The 17,920-nt window shown below is 55.5% G+C and carries 18 protein-coding genes; 6 read left to right on the top strand and 12 right to left on the bottom strand.

Going from position 1 to position 17,920, the window contains the following annotated elements:
- Positions 1 to 95 precede the first annotated feature (95 nt).
- Genes ppdD through hofC form a run of 3 tightly spaced genes read left to right on the top strand, consistent with a single transcriptional unit; the run spans position 96 to position 3,100 of the window.
- A complete protein-coding gene (gene ppdD / locus INF68_RS14160; protein WP_023310410.1) occupies positions 96 to 533 on the top strand; it encodes a prepilin peptidase-dependent pilin in 438 nt (145 codons plus the stop codon).
- Positions 534 to 543: 10 nt separating this feature from the next.
- Positions 544 to 1,926: a type II secretion system protein GspE gene (gene gspE, locus INF68_RS14155; protein ID WP_126786337.1), complete on the top strand. Its 1,383-nt coding sequence runs from the start codon at positions 544 to 546 to the stop codon at positions 1,924 to 1,926.
- Complete coding sequence (gene hofC, locus INF68_RS14150; RefSeq protein ID WP_126786336.1) at positions 1,916 to 3,100, top strand: protein transport protein HofC; 1,185 nt, start codon at positions 1,916 to 1,918, stop codon at positions 3,098 to 3,100. Before gspE ends, hofC begins: the two co-directional genes overlap by 11 nt.
- Before the next feature lie 43 nt (positions 3,101 to 3,143).
- Here hofC and INF68_RS14145 read toward each other — a convergent pair whose 3' ends face one another.
- Positions 3,144 to 4,187 carry a GMP reductase gene (locus INF68_RS14145; RefSeq protein ID WP_023310407.1) on the bottom strand — a complete coding sequence of 348 codons (1,044 nt, stop codon included), beginning with the start codon at positions 4,185 to 4,187 and terminating at the stop codon, positions 3,144 to 3,146.
- 228 nt (positions 4,188 to 4,415) lie between these two features.
- Between INF68_RS14145 and coaE the strand changes: the two genes are divergently transcribed.
- From coaE to yacG, 3 genes are read left to right on the top strand one after another with little or no spacing between them, the layout of a single operon-like run.
- Positions 4,416 to 5,036, top strand: coding sequence for a dephospho-CoA kinase (gene coaE / locus INF68_RS14140; RefSeq protein ID WP_126786335.1), 621 nt, complete (start codon positions 4,416 to 4,418; stop codon positions 5,034 to 5,036).
- Complete coding sequence (gene zapD / locus INF68_RS14135; RefSeq protein ID WP_023310405.1) at positions 5,036 to 5,779, top strand: cell division protein ZapD; 744 nt, start codon at positions 5,036 to 5,038, stop codon at positions 5,777 to 5,779. Before coaE ends, zapD begins: the two co-directional genes overlap by 1 nt.
- A gap of 9 nt (positions 5,780 to 5,788) precedes the next feature.
- Complete coding sequence (gene yacG, locus INF68_RS14130; protein ID WP_023310404.1) at positions 5,789 to 5,983, top strand: DNA gyrase inhibitor YacG; 195 nt, start codon at positions 5,789 to 5,791, stop codon at positions 5,981 to 5,983.
- Positions 5,984 to 6,017: 34 nt separating this feature from the next.
- On the opposite strand, the gene mutT is transcribed toward yacG, so the two are convergent.
- The 11 genes from mutT to INF68_RS23245 form a co-directional block, all read right to left on the bottom strand.
- Positions 6,018 to 6,410: an 8-oxo-dGTP diphosphatase MutT gene (gene mutT, locus INF68_RS14125; protein WP_023310403.1), complete on the bottom strand. Its 393-nt coding sequence runs from the start codon at positions 6,408 to 6,410 to the stop codon at positions 6,018 to 6,020.
- Positions 6,411 to 6,467: 57 nt separating this feature from the next.
- On the bottom strand, positions 6,468 to 9,173 hold the full coding sequence (gene secA, locus INF68_RS14120) for a preprotein translocase subunit SecA (protein ID WP_023310402.1): 2,706 nt from the start codon (positions 9,171 to 9,173) through the stop codon (positions 6,468 to 6,470).
- Positions 9,174 to 9,231: 58 nt separating this feature from the next.
- Positions 9,232 to 9,735 carry a secA translation cis-regulator SecM gene (gene secM / locus INF68_RS14115; protein WP_023310401.1) on the bottom strand — a complete coding sequence of 168 codons (504 nt, stop codon included), beginning with the start codon at positions 9,733 to 9,735 and terminating at the stop codon, positions 9,232 to 9,234.
- 279 nt (positions 9,736 to 10,014) lie between these two features.
- A complete protein-coding gene (gene lpxC / locus INF68_RS14110; protein ID WP_008501977.1) occupies positions 10,015 to 10,932 on the bottom strand; it encodes a UDP-3-O-acyl-N-acetylglucosamine deacetylase in 918 nt (305 codons plus the stop codon).
- 101 nt (positions 10,933 to 11,033) lie between these two features.
- On the bottom strand, positions 11,034 to 12,185 hold the full coding sequence (ftsZ, locus tag INF68_RS14105) for a cell division protein FtsZ (protein WP_008501978.1): 1,152 nt from the start codon (positions 12,183 to 12,185) through the stop codon (positions 11,034 to 11,036).
- A gap of 63 nt (positions 12,186 to 12,248) precedes the next feature.
- Positions 12,249 to 13,505: a cell division protein FtsA gene (gene ftsA / locus INF68_RS14100; protein WP_023334508.1), complete on the bottom strand. Its 1,257-nt coding sequence runs from the start codon at positions 13,503 to 13,505 to the stop codon at positions 12,249 to 12,251.
- Entirely contained in the window at positions 13,502 to 14,344 is an 843-nt protein-coding gene (ftsQ, locus tag INF68_RS14095) for a cell division protein FtsQ (protein WP_111964036.1), read from the bottom strand. The genes ftsA and ftsQ overlap by 4 nt, the downstream gene beginning before the upstream one ends.
- 1 nt (position 14,345) lies before the next feature.
- Positions 14,346 to 15,266, bottom strand: coding sequence for a D-alanine--D-alanine ligase (locus tag INF68_RS14090; protein ID WP_126786334.1), 921 nt, complete (start codon positions 15,264 to 15,266; stop codon positions 14,346 to 14,348).
- On the bottom strand, positions 15,259 to 16,734 hold the full coding sequence (murC, locus tag INF68_RS14085) for a UDP-N-acetylmuramate--L-alanine ligase (RefSeq protein WP_023310397.1): 1,476 nt from the start codon (positions 16,732 to 16,734) through the stop codon (positions 15,259 to 15,261). The genes INF68_RS14090 and murC overlap by 8 nt, the downstream gene beginning before the upstream one ends.
- Before the next feature lie 56 nt (positions 16,735 to 16,790).
- Entirely contained in the window at positions 16,791 to 17,855 is a 1,065-nt protein-coding gene (gene murG, locus INF68_RS14080) for an undecaprenyldiphospho-muramoylpentapeptide beta-N-acetylglucosaminyltransferase (protein ID WP_039260813.1), read from the bottom strand.
- Positions 17,852 to 17,920 (bottom strand): hypothetical protein (locus tag INF68_RS23245; protein ID WP_227412865.1); only part of this gene is annotated, 69 nt, incomplete at its 5' end. The genes murG and INF68_RS23245, both read right to left, overlap by 4 nt.

The following is a 17,920-nucleotide window of genomic DNA, read 5'->3' as shown; positions in this document are numbered from 1 at the left end:
AAATTCTTGGAAGCCTCCTTCCCGTTCCCTTTTTTGCCTCTCGTTTCTGCTCTTTCCCACTGACAAAGTAGCGCCACTTTGCATAAGGAGCAGATATGGACAGACAACAAGGATTCACACTCATTGAGCTGATGGTGGTCATTGGCATCATTGCGATTCTGAGCGCCATCGGCGTTCCCGCCTATCAGAACTACCTGCGCAAGGCGGCGCTGACCGATATGCTGCAAACCTTCGTTCCCTACCGTACGGCCATTGAGCTTTGCGCGCTGGATCACGGTGGCGTGGAGAGCTGCGATGCGGGCAGTAACGGTATCCCCTCTCCCACCACGACACGCTACGTTTCAGGAATGAGCGTGGCGAAAGGGACCGTGACCTTAACAGGACAGGAGAGTCTTAACGGGCTGGAAGTGGTCATGACGCCGCAGTGGAACGACGGTAACGGTATGACGGGCTGGACGCGCGACTGCAACATCAGTGCTGACAGCGCCCTGAAACAGGCCTGCGAAGACGTTTTCCGCTTCGACAATAACTGAGGAGCGGATAATGAATACCGATCAACTCGTGGCGCTTTGTCAGCGCCATCACGCTCTGCTGCTCACCAGCGACAGTGACATGGTCAGCATCGCCGTCGTGGGCAGCCCCGCGGCTGAACTCATGGAGGCGCTGCGCTTCGCGACCCAGAAACGGATTGATATTGAGTGCTGGAGCGCTGAGCGCATGGAAAAACACCGGCAGCTAACGTCACAATCGCATCTGCCCGTCGTTTCGCAAACACACTCGACGGTGGATATCCTCAACCACACGCTGCAGCAGGCAATCAGCCAGCGCGCCTCCGACATTCATATCGAACCGATGGAGCACGCATGCCAGATCCGTTTACGCATCGACGGGGTTCTTTGCCCCCAGCCTCCGCTTTCCGCCTCGCTGGCAAGTCTGTTCAGTGCACGTTTAAAGGTGCTGGGTAATCTGGATATTGCAGAACGTCGTTTACCTCAGGACGGCCAGTTTACGATTGAGCTGGCAAACGCGCCGGTCTCGTTTCGGATCGCAACGCTTCCCTGCAGCGGTGGCGAGAAAATTGTGCTGCGTCTGCTGCATCAGGTTCAGCAGGCTCTTGAGCCGAAAGCGCTTGGTATGAGCGCAGAACAACTGGCCTGTTTTAATGAGATCCTCCACCAGCCGCAGGGGCTGATTCTGGTCACCGGCCCTACCGGCAGCGGCAAAACCGTGACGCTGTACAGCGCGCTGCAGGCGCGTAACACCCCCGACGTCAACATCTGTAGCGTAGAGGATCCCATTGAGATCCCCCTTGCGGGATTAAACCAGACGCAGATTAATCCCCGGGCGGGTTTAACATTCCAGAGCGTACTGAGGGCGCTGCTGCGTCAGGATCCAGACATCATTATGGTCGGCGAAATCCGTGACGGCGAAACGGCAGAAATTGCCATTAATGCCGCTCAGACCGGTCATCTGGTGCTGTCAACGCTGCACACCAACTCGACGACGGAAACCCTGATTCGCCTGGAGCAGATGGGCGTCGCGCGCTGGATGATATCTTCCGCGCTGTCGATGGTGATTGCCCAGCGGCTGGTCCGGCGTTTGTGCCCACACTGTCGCCGGGAAGCCAGCGAGCATGCTGAATTACCGCGCGCCGTATGGTCCAGACCGCTTCCACGCTGGCAGCCCACCGGCTGCGATCGCTGTTATCACGGTTTTTATGGCCGCGTGGCCATTTTTGAAGTACTGGCGATCGACAATACCCTGCGCCAGGCCATTGCCAGCGGGGCGGGAATCGAAGTGATAGAGGCGAGTGCCCGGCAGGCGGGAATGATTTCTCTTTTTGAGCACGGCTGCATGGCCGTCGAACAAGGGCTGACCACGATCGAAGAGCTGGTGCGCGTGCTGGGAATGCCGGATGGCTGCTAATCAGCTCTGGCGCTGGCGAGCGCTCACCAAAGAAGGAGAACCCCGAAGCGGGACACTCTGGGCCACAGACCGCACTGCCGCCTTCACCAGGCTGATGCGTAGCGATCTCCATCCTCTGGCGATGACCCGATGCGCTCAGCGACACCGCTGGCAGCCGCATCACTGCTGCGAGATGTTTCGCCAGCTCGCAACGCTTCTGCAGGCGGGGCTGACGTTGTCCCACAGCCTGCAGATGCTGGCAGAGCAACATCCGTTAAAACCGTGGCAGGCGCTGCTGCAAAGCATTGCCGATGAGCTCAGTGAGGGATCCCCCTTTTCTGAGTCGCTAAAAAAGTGGCCAGCGGTGTTTAGCCCACTGCATGTCTCTATGGTGAAAACCGGTGAGCTCACAGGGAAACTGGAGGAGTGCTGCCGTCAGCTCGCGCAGCAGCAAAAAGCGCAGCAGCAGCTCAGAGAGAAGGTGAAAAAGGCCCTACGCTACCCGGCGATCGTCCTGACGCTGGCCGTACTCGTGGTGCTGGCGATGGTCATTCTGGTCTTGCCCGAGTTTGCCGCGATCTACAAAACGTTTAACACGCCGCTCCCGATGCTGACGCAAATGGTCATGGGGATGGCCGCATTTATCCAGTCCTATGCCCTCGCGTTGTTCGTCGCGTTATTAACGCCCTTAGCCGCCGCCTGGGCACTGCGGCACAATCCTCGCTGGCAGCGCATGCTGATGCACATGCCCGTGATGGGCGCGCTGGCAAAAGGCCAAAAACTGGGACACATCTTTACCGTGCTGTCACTCACGCAGCAGGCAGGTATCCCCTTTTTACAGGGTCTAGAGAGCGCAGAGGAGACCGTTGAAAGTTGTTACTGGCGGGGGATACTCCACAGCGTTCGGGAGGACATTGAAAAAGGTCTCCCCGTCTGGTCATCCTTTCAGAAAGCGGCCATCTTTACCCCGCTGTGTATTCAGCTTTTACGAACCGGTGAAATGTCAGGTGCGCTGGACATCATGCTGGCGAATCTCGCCCGGCACCACACGGAACAGACCTTTCAACGGGCAGATAATCTGGCGGCACTTCTCGAGCCAGTGCTTCTGATTGTGACAGGGGTCATCATCGGCACGCTGGTAGTGGCAATGTATCTGCCGATTTTCCATCTGGGGGATGCGATGAGCGTGGGGTAGTGCTGAACAGCGCTGGCGCACGGGAATGCGCCAGCAGAAGCCATTACAGACTATTGAATACGCGGTTTTCCTGTTCCTGAACGCGAATAAACGTCGTACGTTTCGTCAGCTCTTTCAGGCGGGATGCCCCAACGTAGGTGCAGGCCGAGCGCAGGCCGCCAAGGATATCGCGCGCGGTGTATTCAACCGGGCCGCGCAGAGGCAGCTTCACGGTTTTGCCTTCTGCCGCACGGTATTTTGCCACGCCACCGACGTGACGGGTCATCGCGGATTCAGAACTCATGCCGTAGAACAGCATAAATTTCTCGCCGTTTTCTTCAACAACGGTACCACCGCTCTCTTCGTGGCCTGCCAGCATACCGCCGAGCATCACGAAGTCGGCGCCGCCGCCGAAGGCTTTCGCAACGTCGCCCGGCATGGTACAGCCGCCATCGCTGATGATCTGACCGCCCAGACCGTGCGCCGCATCGGCACATTCAATGACTGCAGAGAGCTGCGGATAACCGACGCCGGTTTTGACACGAGTCGTGCACACAGAGCCCGGGCCAATACCCACTTTCACGATATCTGCACCGGAAAGGATCAGCTCTTCACACATTTCACCGGTCACCACGTTGCCCGCGATGATGGTTTTCGTCGGCCAGGCCTCACGCGCCTTGCTGACGAACTGCACGAAGTGTTCGGAGTAACCGTTCGCCACGTCAATACAAACGAAGTTGAGCGCCGGGTTAGCGTTCAGGATTTGTTTCGTCTTCTCGAAATCCGCATCGGAGGTCCCGGTAGAAACCATCACATGCTTCACCACGTCAGCAGACGCGGACGCAACAAACGCATTCCACTCTTCAGGGCTGTAATGTTTGTGCACGGCGGTAAGAATGTCGAACTGTGCCAGGGCGGTTGCCATCTCAAAGGTTCCCACAGTATCCATGTTGGCGGCGATGATCGGCACGCCAGACCAGGTCTGACCGGAATGCTTAAAGGTGAACTGACGTTCGAGTTCAACGTCTGAGCGACTTTTCAGTGTAGAGCGTTTAGGGCGGATAAGAACGTCTTTGAAACCTAACTTCAGATCTTCTTCGATACGCATGTGCGGATTCCTGGGGTTAGAGGCAAATATGTTAAAAGCACAACTCCAGTGACGTTATCATACGCACTAATACCTGCTCCGCAAGACTGCGAAATTCTCTTTTTTTACGCTACAATCCTATAAATTTACCTGGTAAAAAGCCGGTAAACAGGACCAAACAGTTGCTGGCGCACCTAAGAGTTTTAATCAACTGATTTTAATAATGAATAATTCCCAGGATTTGAATTAATGGGGTATATCGTCGCATTAACCGGCGGCATCGGTAGTGGCAAAAGTACCGTTGCGGACGCGTTCTCTCGTTTGGGTATCACGATTATTGATGCCGATATCATTGCCCGCCAGGTGGTAGAGCCCAATACACCCGCGCTAAAGGTCATCGCAGAACATTTTGGTCAGGCAGCCATCAATGCCGATGGCACACTGAATCGCCGTCAGCTTCGCGAATGCATTTTTTCTGATTCTGCAGAAAAAGCCTGGCTTAATGCACTGCTCCACCCCATCATCCACCGGGAAACTCAGCGTCAGATAGCCGCAGCCCGCTCGCCCTATGTCCTGTGGGTGGTTCCGCTACTGGTTGAAAATCAGCTGCAGAAGAAAGCCGATCGTGTGCTGGTGATTGATGTCGCTCCCGAAACGCAAATCCAGAGAACCATGGCGCGCGATCGCGTCTCGCGGGAGCATGCTGAACAAATTCTTGCCGCTCAGGCTACGCGCGCTCAGCGCCTTGCCGTGGCGGATGATGTTATTGATAATAACGGCGCACCAGATGCCATTGCATCGGATGTTGCCCGTCTGCACGCGCAGTATCTGACGTTCGCCGCGCAGGCCGTTGCACAGGAAAAACCATAATGTCGACACACATCCTTTTTGAGCATCCGCTCAACGAAAAAATGCGCACCTGGCTGCGCATCGAATTTCTTATTCAACAGCTTTCACAACATCTGCCTGTTAACGATCATGCCACGGCGTTGCACTTCTTCCGCAACGTAGGCGATCTGCTGGATGTGATTGAACGCGGCGATGTCCGTACAGAATTACTCAAAGAGTTGGAACGCCAGCAGCGTAAATTGCAGGCATGGACAGAGGTCCCCGGCGTAGATCAGAGCCGTATCGACGCGCTCCGCCAGCAGTTGAAAAGCAGTAGCGCCGTCCTGATGGCCGCGCCGCGCGTCGGGCAGTTTTTGCGTGAAGACCGCCTGATTGGACTGGTGCGCCAGCGTCTGAGCATTCCTGGCGGCTGCTGCAGCTTCGACCTGCCGACGCTGCATATGTGGCTACATATGCCACAGGCGCAGCGTGACGCGCAGGTGAACAGCTGGCTGGCAAGCCTGGAGCCAATGCACCAGACGCTGTCGCTGATCCTCGATCTGATCCGTAACTCTGCGCCGTTCCGCAAGCAAACCAGCCTGAATGGTTTCTTCCAGGATAACGGTGATGATGCCGATCTTCTGCGTCTCAACCTGTCTCTCGGCGAACAGCTTTACCCACAGATTTCCGGGCATAAGAGCCGCTTTGCGATTCGCTTTATGCCGCTGGACAGTGAAAATGGCACCGTGCCGGAACGTCTCGATTTTGAACTGGCCTGTTGTTAAGGAGTGCCGATGTCTGATGTCACCACCGTAAGCTGCCCAACCTGTGGCAAAACCGTTGTCTGGGGCGAAGTCAGTCCGTTCCGCCCATTCTGCTGCAAGCGCTGTCAGCTCATTGACCTGGGAGAATGGGCGGCGGAAGAGAAACGCATTCCAAGCGAAGGCGATCTCTCGGATAGCGATGACTGGAGCGAAACCCAGCAGTAATCTGTAAAGCCTGCTGGCGCTTTGCCTGGCAGGTCTAAGGTTGTGCGACTAACCGCAGGATCACGGGCTCATTAGCTGGCGGGAATTTTTCGGCATCACTTGCCTGAAGTTCCACCCAGTTACCCGGCTGTCCCTCTTTTCCCCAGGGTTCACCTTCCCAGTTTTCCACCAGCCAGAACCACAGCGTGATGTGCCTGTCAGGAAACTGGTACTCAAGCTTATCAAACAGCGTTGCGCCAAGCGGCGTGATCCCCACCTCTTCCTGAAGCTCCCGAACCAGCGCCTCTTCCGGCGTTTCACCTGACTCGATTTTACCGCCCGGAAACTCCCACTTGTTCGCCATATGGGCGTCGGCAGCGCGTTGGGTGATAAAGATTTGGTTTTGCGGGTTGCGAATAATCCCGACGGCAATTTGCAGTATTTTCATATTGTCACTTCCATAAAAAAGGCGCAGATATCTGCGCCTTTTTGTTTTTTTATGAATTTAGCTCAGACGGCCGTGGCACGCCTTGTACTTTTTACCGGAACCACACGGGCACGGATCGTTACGACCCACTTTACGATCGCCGGTCTGCGCGGCGATCGCCGCTGCGGCTTCGCTGTCGTCGGTCTGATGACTCAGCTGCTGCATCTGTGCCAGACGCTCGGCTTCTTCACGACGCTGCTGCTCCATCGCTTCCACTTCTTCCGGCATACGCACCTGAACCTTGCTCAGGGTGCTGATTACTTCATACTTCAGTGACTCCAGCATAGACGCAAACATGGAGAAGGATTCACGCTTGTATTCCTGCTTCGGATCTTTCTGCGCATAGCCACGCAGGTGGATACCCTGACGCAGGTAGTCCATCGCCGCCAGGTGCTCTTTCCACAGAGAGTCCAGCGTCTGCAGCATCACGCCTTTTTCGAAGTGACGCATCATTTCAGCGCCAACAACCTCTTCCTTACGCTTGTAGACGTCTAGCGCGGTTTCAAAGATACGTTCACGCAGGGTCTCTTCGTGCAGCTCAGGTTCTTTATCCAGCCACTCTTTGATTGGCAGATCGAGGTCAAAGTCATTTTTCAGACGTTCCTGCAGGCCTTCGATATCCCACATCTCTTCCAGAGACTGCGGTGGAATATGCGCGTCGATGGTGGCTTTAAACACATCTTCACGAATGCTGTTGATGGTTTCGCTCACGTCGGACACGTCCAACAGTTCGTTACGCTGGGTGTAGATCGCGCGACGCTGATCGTTAGCCACATCATCATATTCCAGCAGCTGCTTACGAATATCAAAGTTGCGGCTTTCCACTTTACGCTGTGCGTTAGCGATCGCTTTAGTCACCCACGGGTGCTCGATGGCTTCACCTGGCTTCATCCCCAGCTTACGCATCATGCCGGACACGCGGTCGGAGGCGAAAATACGCATCAGCGCATCTTCCATAGACAGGTAGAAGCGGGATGAACCAGCATCACCCTGACGACCCGCACGGCCACGCAGCTGGTTATCGATACGACGAGACTCGTGACGCTCTGTACCGATGATGTGCAGACCGCCGGACGCCAGAACGGCATCATGACGAACCTGCCAGTCGGCTTTGATCTGGGCAATCTGTTCTGGCGTTGGGTTTTCCAGCTCCGCCACTTCAGCCTGCCAGCTACCACCCAGCATAATATCGGTACCACGGCCCGCCATGTTGGTGGCGATGGTTACGGCAGCCGGATAACCCGCCTGCGCAACAATGTCCGCTTCTTTGGCGTGGAATTTGGCGTTCAGAACGTTGTGTTTGATACCCGCTTTAGTCAGCTCGTGAGAAACCACTTCGGATTTCTCGATGGAGATGGTCCCCACCAGAACCGGCTGACCATTCGCAGTACGGTCACGAATATCTTCGATGATCGCCTGAATTTTTTCCGCTTCGGTCATGTACACCAGGTCCGGCATATCCTTACGGATCATCGGACGGTTGGTTGGAACGACCACGGTATCCAGCTTGTAGATGGAGCTGAATTCAAACGCTTCGGTATCAGCAGTACCGGTCATCCCCGCCAGCTTCTCATACAGACGGAAGTAGTTCTGGAAGGTGATAGACGCCAGCGTCTGGTTTTCATTCTGAATATCCACACCTTCTTTGGCTTCCACAGCCTGGTGCAGACCGTCAGACCAGCGACGTCCCTGCATGGTACGGCCGGTGTGTTCATCGACAATGATCACTTCGCCGTCTTTAACGATGTAATCGACGTCGCGGGTGAACAGCGCGTGGGCGCGCAGTGCAGCGGTCACGTGGTGCATCAGCATGATGTTGCTCGGAGAGTACAGGGACTCGCCCTCTTCCATGATGCCTTCAGCTACCAGCAGCTCTTCAATTTTCACCAGACCACGTTCGGTCAGGTTCACCTGGCGCGCTTTTTCATCTACGGAGAAGTGGCCTTCACCCTGGAAGGTATCCGAGTCCTCTTTCTCCTGACGCAGCAGGTGTGGAATGATTTTGTCGACTTTACGGTACATCTCGGAGCTGTCTTCAGCCGGGCCGGAGATGATCAGCGGGGTACGCGCTTCATCGATCAGGATGGAGTCAACCTCATCCACCAGCGCATAGTGCAGTTTACGCTGTACGCGCTCTTCCGGGCTGAACGCCATGTTGTCACGCAGGTAATCGAAGCCGTATTCGTTGTTGGTGCCGTAGGTGATGTCCGCGTTATACGCTTCGCGCTTGGCTGGCGCAGGCAGGCCGGACATGTTGATGCCGACGGTCATACCGAGGAATTCGAACAGTGGACGGTTGTTTTCGGCGTCACGCTGCGCCAGATAGTCGTTGACGGTAACGACGTGAACGCCTTTACCGGTCAACGCGTTCAGGTAAGCCGGCAGCGTTGCGGTCAGGGTTTTACCTTCACCGGTACGCATTTCCGCGATGCAGCGCTCGTTGAGCACCATACCACCCAGCAGCTGGACGTCGAAGTGACGCATGCCGAATACGCGCTTACTCGCTTCGCGCACGACAGCAAACGCTTCCGGGATCAGGCTTTCTAAGGTTTCGCCTTTTTCCAGACGCGCGCGGAATTCCGCCGTTTTCGCTTTCAGCTCGTCATCAGAGAGCTTCTCCATCGCAGGTTCCATACCGTTGATGACGGCAACAGCTTTGCGCATACGGCGCAGGGTACGATCGTTACGACTACCAAAAACTTTAGTTAACAATTTGATTAGCATAATAAATTCTCAAACGCCCCAGTGTGGGCAGATAAATTAAGGTATTGAAAAAGTTAATTTAGCTGAGGCGTTGCGGACCGGCGCGAATGCCGTGGGCCTGGCTAATCCAGGTTGAAACAGAGAATGAAACAGGTGAAACAAACGCACGCTGCGTTGTCTGACGAACCATGACCGGCGGCTGGCTGTCCTGCGTAAGCAGCGCGTTGAGCGTGTCCAGCAGGGCAAGATGCTGAGCCTGCACCGGCAGCGCCTCTTCCGCAACAGGCATGGCCTGCGGTGCCATCGCGAAGGACAGATGGCGGATAACCGTGCGGATAGCGTGCTGGTGCCAGTAATCGACGGAGAAGTTTGGGCGGCGGTTGGCTTCAAGCCACGCGAGGTTAGTGAAGTTAACCCGCGAGTTGAGATCGTGTTTGGTGGTGGAGGTTTTTGCGGGCGTCGCCGCTTCGGCACTGTTGCTGAGCGCAGGCAAGCCGAAACTCGCCGCGACCATCCCTAATAAGAGATGCGGCCAGAAGTAACGTCTGCCAAATTGTCGCCAGCGCGTCAGTATTCCGCTCACCTGCTCCACCCAATAAGCCAGCCTTGCAGAGGCTGAGTTCAGTTATTCTTTTTAGCGCCCAGATAGTACCACTAAAGCCAATATACATCAGCAGGAATGAGGTGCCGCTGCGGGTAAAAACGGTCAAGAATTCAGCTAACGCACACATTTTCTGCGTGAGACAAACGAGAGATAACGCTGGGGCAAACGAAGAAGGGTAAAAATAAAAAACGACTGGTCTCCCTGGTCGGAGAGAGTACCAGGTTAACCAGTCGATTTTTTACGAAACGGCGTGAACCGTTACGCCAGAACCATGCTTGGTGCTTTGAAAGCCAGCGGCAGTTCTGCTTCGTCTTCGAAGGTCACATATTCCCAGGCTTCCTGTTTTGCCAGGACGGCCTGCAACAGTTTGTTGTTCAGCGCATGACCGGATTTGAACGCGGTAAATGCACCAATGATGTTGTGACCACACATGAACAGGTCGCCGATAGCATCCAGCATTTTGTGACGAACGAATTCATCTTCGAAACGCAGGCCGTCTTCGTTCAGTACGCGATAATCGTCAACAACGATGGCACAATCGAAGCTGCCGCCCAGGCACAGGCCGCGGGACTGCAGATATTCGATATCACGCATGAAGCCAAATGTACGGGCTCGGCTGATCTGGCGCATAAACGCATCAGCAGAGAAGTTCATCGCATAGCGTTGGGTGCTGGAATCAATCGCAGGATGGTTAAAGTCGATGGTAAAGTCCAACGAGAAACCATTGTACGGTTTGAATTCAGCCCACTTGTCGCCATCTTCGACGCGAACGGTCTCTTTGATGCGTACAAATTTCTTCGCGCAGTTCAGTTCTTCGATGCCAGCATCCAGCAACAGATAGACGAACGGTGCAGCACTGCCATCCATAATCGGGATTTCTGGCGCATCGACTTCAACAATAATGTTGTCGATACCCAGACCCGCCAGGGCGGCGTTCAGGTGCTCTACGGTAGAAATCCGCACGTCATGCTCGTTCACCAGACAAGTACAGAGCATAGTATCACGCACAGATTTGGCATCGGCCGGAAAATCTACCGGTGGATTCAAGTCGGTGCGACGATAGATGACCCCGGTATTGGCCGGCGCAGGGCGTAACGTCAGCGTGACTTTCTTGCCGGTATGTAAACCGACACCAGTCGCCTGAACGATACGTTTAAGTGTCCTTTGTTTGATCATCGTATAATCTCGCCAAATTAACTATCCAACCGAGAGTGTATATCACTAACGGTGGGCCAGTTTAGCACAAAGAGCGCAAATCCCCTAATTCCAGCCAATTCTTAGTCAGCTTGCTTACGCAGGAACGCCGGGATATCCAGATAATCTGGCTCTTTCGCCGTTTGCGGCGTTGGGTCGTTCACCACTTTTGCGGCCGGTTTCTGCTCCTGAGTCAGAGGAGACATACCGTGCTGCTGGTAACGATCCATTACCGGTTGCTGAGTCTGCTTGTTAGTCACCAGAGTGATTTCTGGGCGCTTGTCCATACCGATACCGGTCGCAACAACGGTAACACGCAGCTCGTCGTTCATTTCAGGGTCAAGGGAAGTACCGATTACCACGGTAGCGTTGTCAGAGGCGAACGCACGGATGGTGTTACCCACGGTTTCGAACTCATCCAGGCGCAGGTCAAAGCCAGCGGTAATGTTGACCAGCACGCCGCGCGCACCAGACAGATCGATATCTTCCAGCAGTGGAGAAGAGATAGCCATTTCAGCCGCTTCTTCTGCACGGTCTTCACCGCTGGCCACGCCAGAGCCCATCATCGCGTAGCCCATTTCGGACATCACGGTGCGAACGTCTGCAAAGTCAACGTTCATCAGGCCAGGACGGGTAATCAGTTCAGCGATACCCTGAACCGCGCCTTTCAGCACGTCGTTTGCTGCACCGAATGCGTCCAGCAGGGAAATACCGCGACCCAGAACTTTCAACAGTTTGTCGTTAGGGATGGTGATCAGCGAGTCCACATGCTTGGACAGCTCGGTGATACCCTGCTCCGCGAAGGCCATACGCTTCTTGCCTTCAAAGTTGAAAGGCTTGGTCACGACAGCAACGGTCAGGATACCTAAATCTTTTGCCACTTCAGCCACAACAGGTGCTGCGCCGGTACCGGTACCGCCACCCATGCCTGCTGCGATGAAGACCATGTCCGCACCTTCCAGTGCAGCGCGCAGCGCTTCACGATCTTCTTCAGCCGCATTGCGACCGACTTCCGGGTTAGCCCCTGCTCCCAGCCCTTTGGTGATACCACCGCCGATCTGGATAGTCTGGCCTACAGCCGTCTTACGCAGTGCCTGCGCATCGGTGTTAACTGCGAAGAATTCAACACCTTCAATGCGTTCACGCACCATATGCTCTACGGCGTTACCGCCGCCGCCACCGACGCCGATGACTTTAATCACCGCGTCGTTGGTCAGTTCCATAGGTTCAAACATAATTTCTCTCTCCGTTGTGCCTGTCGCCCGAGACCGCTAATTCTCTCCGGTCTCTTAAAAAAATTAAAACTCTTTTCGCAACCAGTTGTTCAGTCGTTTGACCCACGACCCCACTGAGACGCGTTTTTCCACTTCTGCTTCACCACTGAGATGAGATTCCTTCCCGTAGTGGAGCAGGCCCACAGCCGTTGAATAATACGGCTCCTGAGCATAATCCGTTAAACCGGTGATATTCAGCGGCGCACCAATACGCACCTGCGTATGGAACACCCGCTGAGCGCAGGCCGCAAGACCTTCAATTTGCGCTGCACCGCCGGTTAATACAATCCCCGCCGCAAGATGATGTTTAACGCCCTGCTGACGAAGCTGTTCCTGTAACTGTAAAATCTCTTCGTTGACCAGGTTGAGCAGCTCGGTATAGCGCGGCTCAATGACCTCTGCCAACGTCTGGCGCTGCAGGCTACGCGGTGGACGACCACCGACGCTCGGCACTTCAACGCTCTCATCTTTGCCAACGATAGACCCCAGCGCACAGCCGTGGCGCACTTTAATCGCTTCTGCATCGCTCGGCGGCGTACCAAAAGCGTAAGCAATATCGCTGGTTACAACGTTCCCGGCATAAGGGATCACTTTCGTGTGGCGCAACGCACCGCCGGTATACACGGCGATATCCATTGTACCACCACCAATATCGACCACACAGACACCCAGTTCACGTTCATCTTCGGTCAGTACGGAATAACTTGCCGCCAGACCGGCGAAAATAAGTTGGTCAACTTTCAGGCCACAACGTTCAACGGCTTTTACAATGTTCTTCGCCATATCGTTGTGACATGTGATCAGGTGCACTTTTGCCTGCATACGCACGCCAGAAAGACCGACCGGGTTCTTGATCCCTTCCTGGTAGTCAATCGCATATTCCTGCGGAATGACATGCAGCACGCGATGCTCGTCGCGGACACGCACGGATTTCGCCGTGTGAACGACGTTTTCAACGTCTTCCTGCGTCACTTCTTCTTCGGAAATCGGCACCATACCGATTTCGTTCTGGCAGCTAATGTGCTTGCCAGAAAGGGCCAGATAGACAGAAGAAATCTGGCAATCTGCCATCAGTTCAGCCTGATCGATGGCGCGCTGAACGCATTTCACCACCGATTCAAGATCGTTTACCCCACCTTTATCCATACCACGGGACGGGCAACTGCCTACGCCAATGATATTGACCATACCGTCGGGCAGAACTTCCCCTACTAAAGCGGCAACCTTCGCGGTGCCAATCTCCAGTCCAACTACCAGTTTTCTGTCCGTCGCCTTGATCATTGTTGTTCTGCCTGTACCTGTGCCTGATTCTGTTGCTGATTAGGTTCCTCGACCGGAGCCGGTACCCAACCGACTGCTGCGCCTGAGTCATAGCGCAAATCAACGTAGCTTATCCGTTTGCCGTCAGTCTGTGCCTGCTGCTGTAAAACCGGGTAAAGTTCGACAAAACGCGCCAGACGCTTCATTGTGTCGCCGCGTCCCAGGTTGAGCTTAATGCCGTTTGTTAACGTCAGCTGCCAGGACCGGCGCGCCGTCATGGCTGCATCTTTTAACGTAAACCTGTCCTTCGCCAGCACCTGACCCATTTCGCGAAAACCCTGTAATACTTCGTTTTCGCTACCTTCCGGGCCATACAACATCGGTAAATTTTGCTTGTTGACACGATCGGCCGGGACGCTGAAGGAATTTCCGTCTGCGTCAACCATGTGCTGATCATTCCAACGCGCAATGGGCACATATTCAACCAGATGAATCTTCAATTCATCAGGCCATTGCTTTCTTACGCTCGCCTGTTTTATCCATGGCAGACGTTCTATCTGGCTCTGAATAATATTGACGTCCTGCGTCATAAAGGTGCCAGGTGAGCCCAGCGCCAGTATTGACTGGCGAATATCGTCGTTACGCGTGTAGTGACGCTCACCGGTGACCACCAGCTTAGAAAGCGGTAACCGCTGCGCATCTTCCATCCAGCCCAGGACCATCCAGCCGCTGATAAACACGGTGCACAGCACCCCGAGCAGGAAAATGATGCCTGCAAGACGCGTTCCATTACTGCGGCGTGAAGAGGTGTATTCGTCCTCGTCATCGCGGTTGCGCGTGTTCAATGCAGCCTGAGACATATCAGCCCGCCTGGTCCAGAATGCGTACGACTAACTGCGAGAAACTCATCCCCGCCTGACGTGCAGCCATCGGCACAAGGCTGTGACTGGTCATTCCCGGAGAGGTATTGGCTTCCAGCAAATAAAATTGCCCATCACTGTCCTGCATCACGTCGATGCGTCCCCAGCCGCGGCATCCCAGAACATGCCAGGCTTTAAGCACCAGGGACTGTAAATCGGCTTCACGCTCAGCTTCAAGACCACAAGGGCAGAAATATTGCGTCTCATCAGAGAGATACTTCGCCTCATAATCATAGAAGACTCCAGCGGGTTGGATACGGATTGACGGTAAAATTTCTTCGCCAAGCATCGCGACGGTAAATTCCGGCCCGCGGAGCCATTTTTCAATCAGAACTTCTTCATCATGTTGAAATGCCAGTGCTAAAGCGGACGAAAGATCATCAGCTTTGTCGACTTTGGACATTCCCACGCTGGAGCCTTCCCGGCTGGGCTTTACAATAACCGGTAAGCCTAGCTCAGCAATGCGTGCATTAACGCTATCCGACAGGCCCAATTCAAATTCGCGACGCGTCAGCGCTACCCATGGCGCAACGGGTAACCCCGCGCCCTGCCACAGAAGCTTGCTGCGCAGTTTGTCCATAGAGATAGCGGAGGCCATCACGCCGCTGCCGGTGTAAGGCATGCCGATCAAATCCAGAAGCCCCTGCAGGGTGCCGTCTTCGCCGCCGCGACCATGCAAAGCGATAAAGACTTTATCGAAACCCATGGCTTTTAATTGCGTCACGTCGACCTCTTTTGGGTCGACCAGGTGCGCATTGACGCCACCTTCACGCAGGCCCGCCAGCACAGCAGCGCCGGAATTCAGGGAAACCTCGCGCTCGGCGGAGGTACCGCCGGACAGGACAGCAATCTTATCAGCCATGATGCTCATCCTCCTGTGTTTGCGGCTTCAGTTTGATTTCAGCTAAGGTACGGGCGATTTTGCCGATATTTCCCGCGCCCTGAATCAGAATCAAATCGTTACCCGTCAGGACCGGTGCCAGAATTTCCGCCACCTGTGCAGGGTCAGAAACCAGAATAGGGTCAACTTTACCGCGTCCACGGATGGTACGACACAGGGAACGGCTGTCAGCACCCGGAATCGGCGTCTCGCCTGCGGCGTACACGTCCAGCATTAACAGGGTGTCTACCTGTGACAGGACGCTGGCGAAATCGTCATACAGATCGCGCGTACGCGTGAAGCGGTGCGGCTGGAAGATCATCACCAGATTTTTGTCAGGCCAGCCTGCACGCGCGGCTTTAATGGTGGCGTCCACTTCGGTCGGATGGTGGCCGTAGTCGTCCACCAGCATCGCTGTGCCAGCTTTACCGTTAACGGCGTCCAGCGGGAATTCACCGAGGAAGTCGAAACGACGGCCGGTGCCCTGGAAGCTTTCCAGCGCGCGCAGAATGGCATCATCATCAATGCCTTCTTCCGTCGCAACGGCCACAGCTGCTGCGGCATTGAGGGCGTTATGGCGACCTGGCGCATTCAGCGTGACGTGCAGCAGTTCTTTGTCCTGACGCGCCAGCGTGAAATGCCCCTGCGCACCAATCTGTTTGTACTCTTCCACGCGGACGTCAGCGTCTTCGCTGAAGCCGTAAGTAGTGATTTGACGACCCACGCGCGGCAGCAGCTCGCGGATCACCGGATCGTCAACGCACATCACCGCGCGTCCATAGAACGGCAGGTTGTGCAGGAAGTTGATGAAGGTCTGCTTTAAGTTCTCGAAGTCGCCCTGGTAGGTATCCATATGGTCAGCTTCGATGTTAGTGACAATCGCCACCATCGGCTGCAGGTGCAGGAACGACGCGTCGCTCTCATCCGCTTCGGCAATCAGGTAACGGCTGTGCCCCAGACGCGCATGTACGCCCGCTGCTTTGACCAGACCGCCGTTGACGAACGTCGGGTCGAGACCCGCTTCCGCATAAATACTGGAGACCATCGCCGTGGTCGTGGTTTTACCGTGGGTCCCGGCAATGGCGATGCCGTGACGAAAACGCATCAGTTCCGCCAGCATTTCTGCACGGCGGATCACCGGAATGCGCGCTTCATGCGCGGCAACGATTTCCGGGTTGTCAGAGGAGATAGCGCTCGAGACCACCACCACGCTCGCATCGCGCACGTTTTCCGGGCGATGGTTGAAATAGATAGTCGCCCCAAGCGACGCCAGCTGCTGCGTTACAGGGTTTGGCGCCAGGTCAGACCCGCTGATCTGATAGCCTTCGTTAGCTAACACTTCGGCAATACCGCCCATGCCAGCACCACCGATGCCAACAAAGTGAATGTGCCGGACGCGACGCATCTCGGGCACGATTGAACGCAGTTTTGCCAGTTGTTGTGTATTCATTCTCTAAACGCCATCGACTACTTAAAATTCGTGCAGCGCAACACGCGCTGCGAGGGTTAAGCCTGGGCTGCCAGGCTCACTTCTTTTGCCACCCGTTCCGTCGCATCAGGGATAGCGGCCGCGCGCGCGCGTTGCGCCATCTCCAGCAGTGCGTCTCTGTTCCAGCCCGCCAGGGTGGTGGCGACCGCGTCGGCGGTAAATTGTGGCTGTTCAAAAATCTTCGCGGCACCGGCTTTCTCAAGCGGCAGCGCATTCCAGTACTGCTGTCTGTCTTTGTGCTGGAACGGCACAAACAGGGCCGGCAGACCCGCGGCGGCGATCTCGCTCACCGTCAGCGCGCCTGAACGACAGACCACGACATCGGCCCAGGCATACGCTGCCGCCATGTCGTCGATAAATTCTGTGACTTTATGCTGCGGCTGGCCTTCGTCTGCGTAAGCTTGCTCAACGGTCTGCTGAGCGCCTTTTCCGCTCTGGTGCCAGATGGTCACGGTATCCCCCAGCTTTGCGGCAACCTGCGGCATCGTCTGGTTTAGAATGCGTGCGCCCTGAGAGCCGCCGACGACCAGTACACGAACCGGCCCTTCACGGCCCGTCAGGCGAGCATCCGGCAGCGGCAGCGCCAGCACGTCCACACGCACCGGGTTACCCACCACGTCCGCTTTCGGGAACGCGCCGGGAAACGCCTGCATAACTTTGGTAGCGATTTTCGCCAGCCACTTGTTGGTCAGTCCGGCAATACCGTTCTGTTCATGCAGCACAACGGGAATGCCTAACGACCACGCCGCCAGCCCGCCAGGACCCGAGACATAGCCGCCCATGCCCAGCACCACATCTGGCTTAAAGCGCTTCATGATGGTGCGCGCCTGACGCCAGGCGTTAAAAATACGCACCGGTGCCAGCAGCATTGCCTTGAGGCCCTTGCCCCGAAGGCCGGAAATACGAATAAAGTCGATCTCAATACCGTGCTTCGGTACCAGATCGGCTTCCATGCGGTCTGCGGTTCCCAGCCAGCGTACCTGCCAGCCCTGATCCATTAAATGGTGCGCAACCGCCAGTCCCGGGAACACGTGTCCACCGGTACCGCCTGCCATCACCATTAACCGCTTCGGTTGATTCATCGTGAACCTCGTGTAAACGCCTGGGCTTTTTCCAGACGCGTTTCATAATCTATGCGCAACAAAAA

The organism is Enterobacter cloacae complex sp. P16RS2, assembly GCF_014982155.1.
Taxonomy (GTDB): Bacteria; Pseudomonadota; Gammaproteobacteria; order Enterobacterales; family Enterobacteriaceae; genus Enterobacter; species Enterobacter cloacae_M.
Note: the sequence above shows the minus strand (reverse complement) of the source record. Positions and strands in the feature narration are given on the sequence as shown.

Bases quoted from the DNA above. Each gene is read 5' to 3' on its own strand.
- ppdD (WP_023310410.1), top strand. From the start codon at position 96: ATGGACAGACAACAAGGATTCACACTCATTGAGCTGATGGTGGTCATT.
- gspE (WP_126786337.1), top strand. From the start codon at position 544: ATGAATACCGATCAACTCGTGGCGCTTTGTCAGCGCCATCACGCTCTG.
- hofC (WP_126786336.1), top strand. From the start codon at position 1,916: ATGGCTGCTAATCAGCTCTGGCGCTGGCGAGCGCTCACCAAAGAAGGA.
- INF68_RS14145 (WP_023310407.1), bottom strand. From the start codon at position 4,187: ATGCGTATCGAAGAAGATCTGAAGTTAGGTTTCAAAGACGTTCTTATC.
- coaE (WP_126786335.1), top strand. From the start codon at position 4,416: ATGGGGTATATCGTCGCATTAACCGGCGGCATCGGTAGTGGCAAAAGT.
- zapD (WP_023310405.1), top strand. From the start codon at position 5,036: ATGTCGACACACATCCTTTTTGAGCATCCGCTCAACGAAAAAATGCGC.
- yacG (WP_023310404.1), top strand. From the start codon at position 5,789: ATGTCTGATGTCACCACCGTAAGCTGCCCAACCTGTGGCAAAACCGTT.
- mutT (WP_023310403.1), bottom strand. From the start codon at position 6,410: ATGAAAATACTGCAAATTGCCGTCGGGATTATTCGCAACCCGCAAAAC.
- secA (WP_023310402.1), bottom strand. From the start codon at position 9,173: ATGCTAATCAAATTGTTAACTAAAGTTTTTGGTAGTCGTAACGATCGT.
- lpxC (WP_008501977.1), bottom strand. From the start codon at position 10,932: ATGATCAAACAAAGGACACTTAAACGTATCGTTCAGGCGACTGGTGTC.
- ftsZ (WP_008501978.1), bottom strand. From the start codon at position 12,185: ATGTTTGAACCTATGGAACTGACCAACGACGCGGTGATTAAAGTCATC.
- ftsA (WP_023334508.1), bottom strand. From the start codon at position 13,505: ATGATCAAGGCGACGGACAGAAAACTGGTAGTTGGACTGGAGATTGGC.
- ftsQ (WP_111964036.1), bottom strand. From the start codon at position 14,344: ATGTCTCAGGCTGCATTGAACACGCGCAACCGCGATGACGAGGACGAA.
- INF68_RS14090 (WP_126786334.1), bottom strand. From the start codon at position 15,266: ATGGCTGATAAGATTGCTGTCCTGTCCGGCGGTACCTCCGCCGAGCGC.
- murC (WP_023310397.1), bottom strand. From the start codon at position 16,734: ATGAATACACAACAACTGGCAAAACTGCGTTCAATCGTGCCCGAGATG.
- murG (WP_039260813.1), bottom strand. From the start codon at position 17,855: ATGAATCAACCGAAGCGGTTAATGGTGATGGCAGGCGGTACCGGTGGA.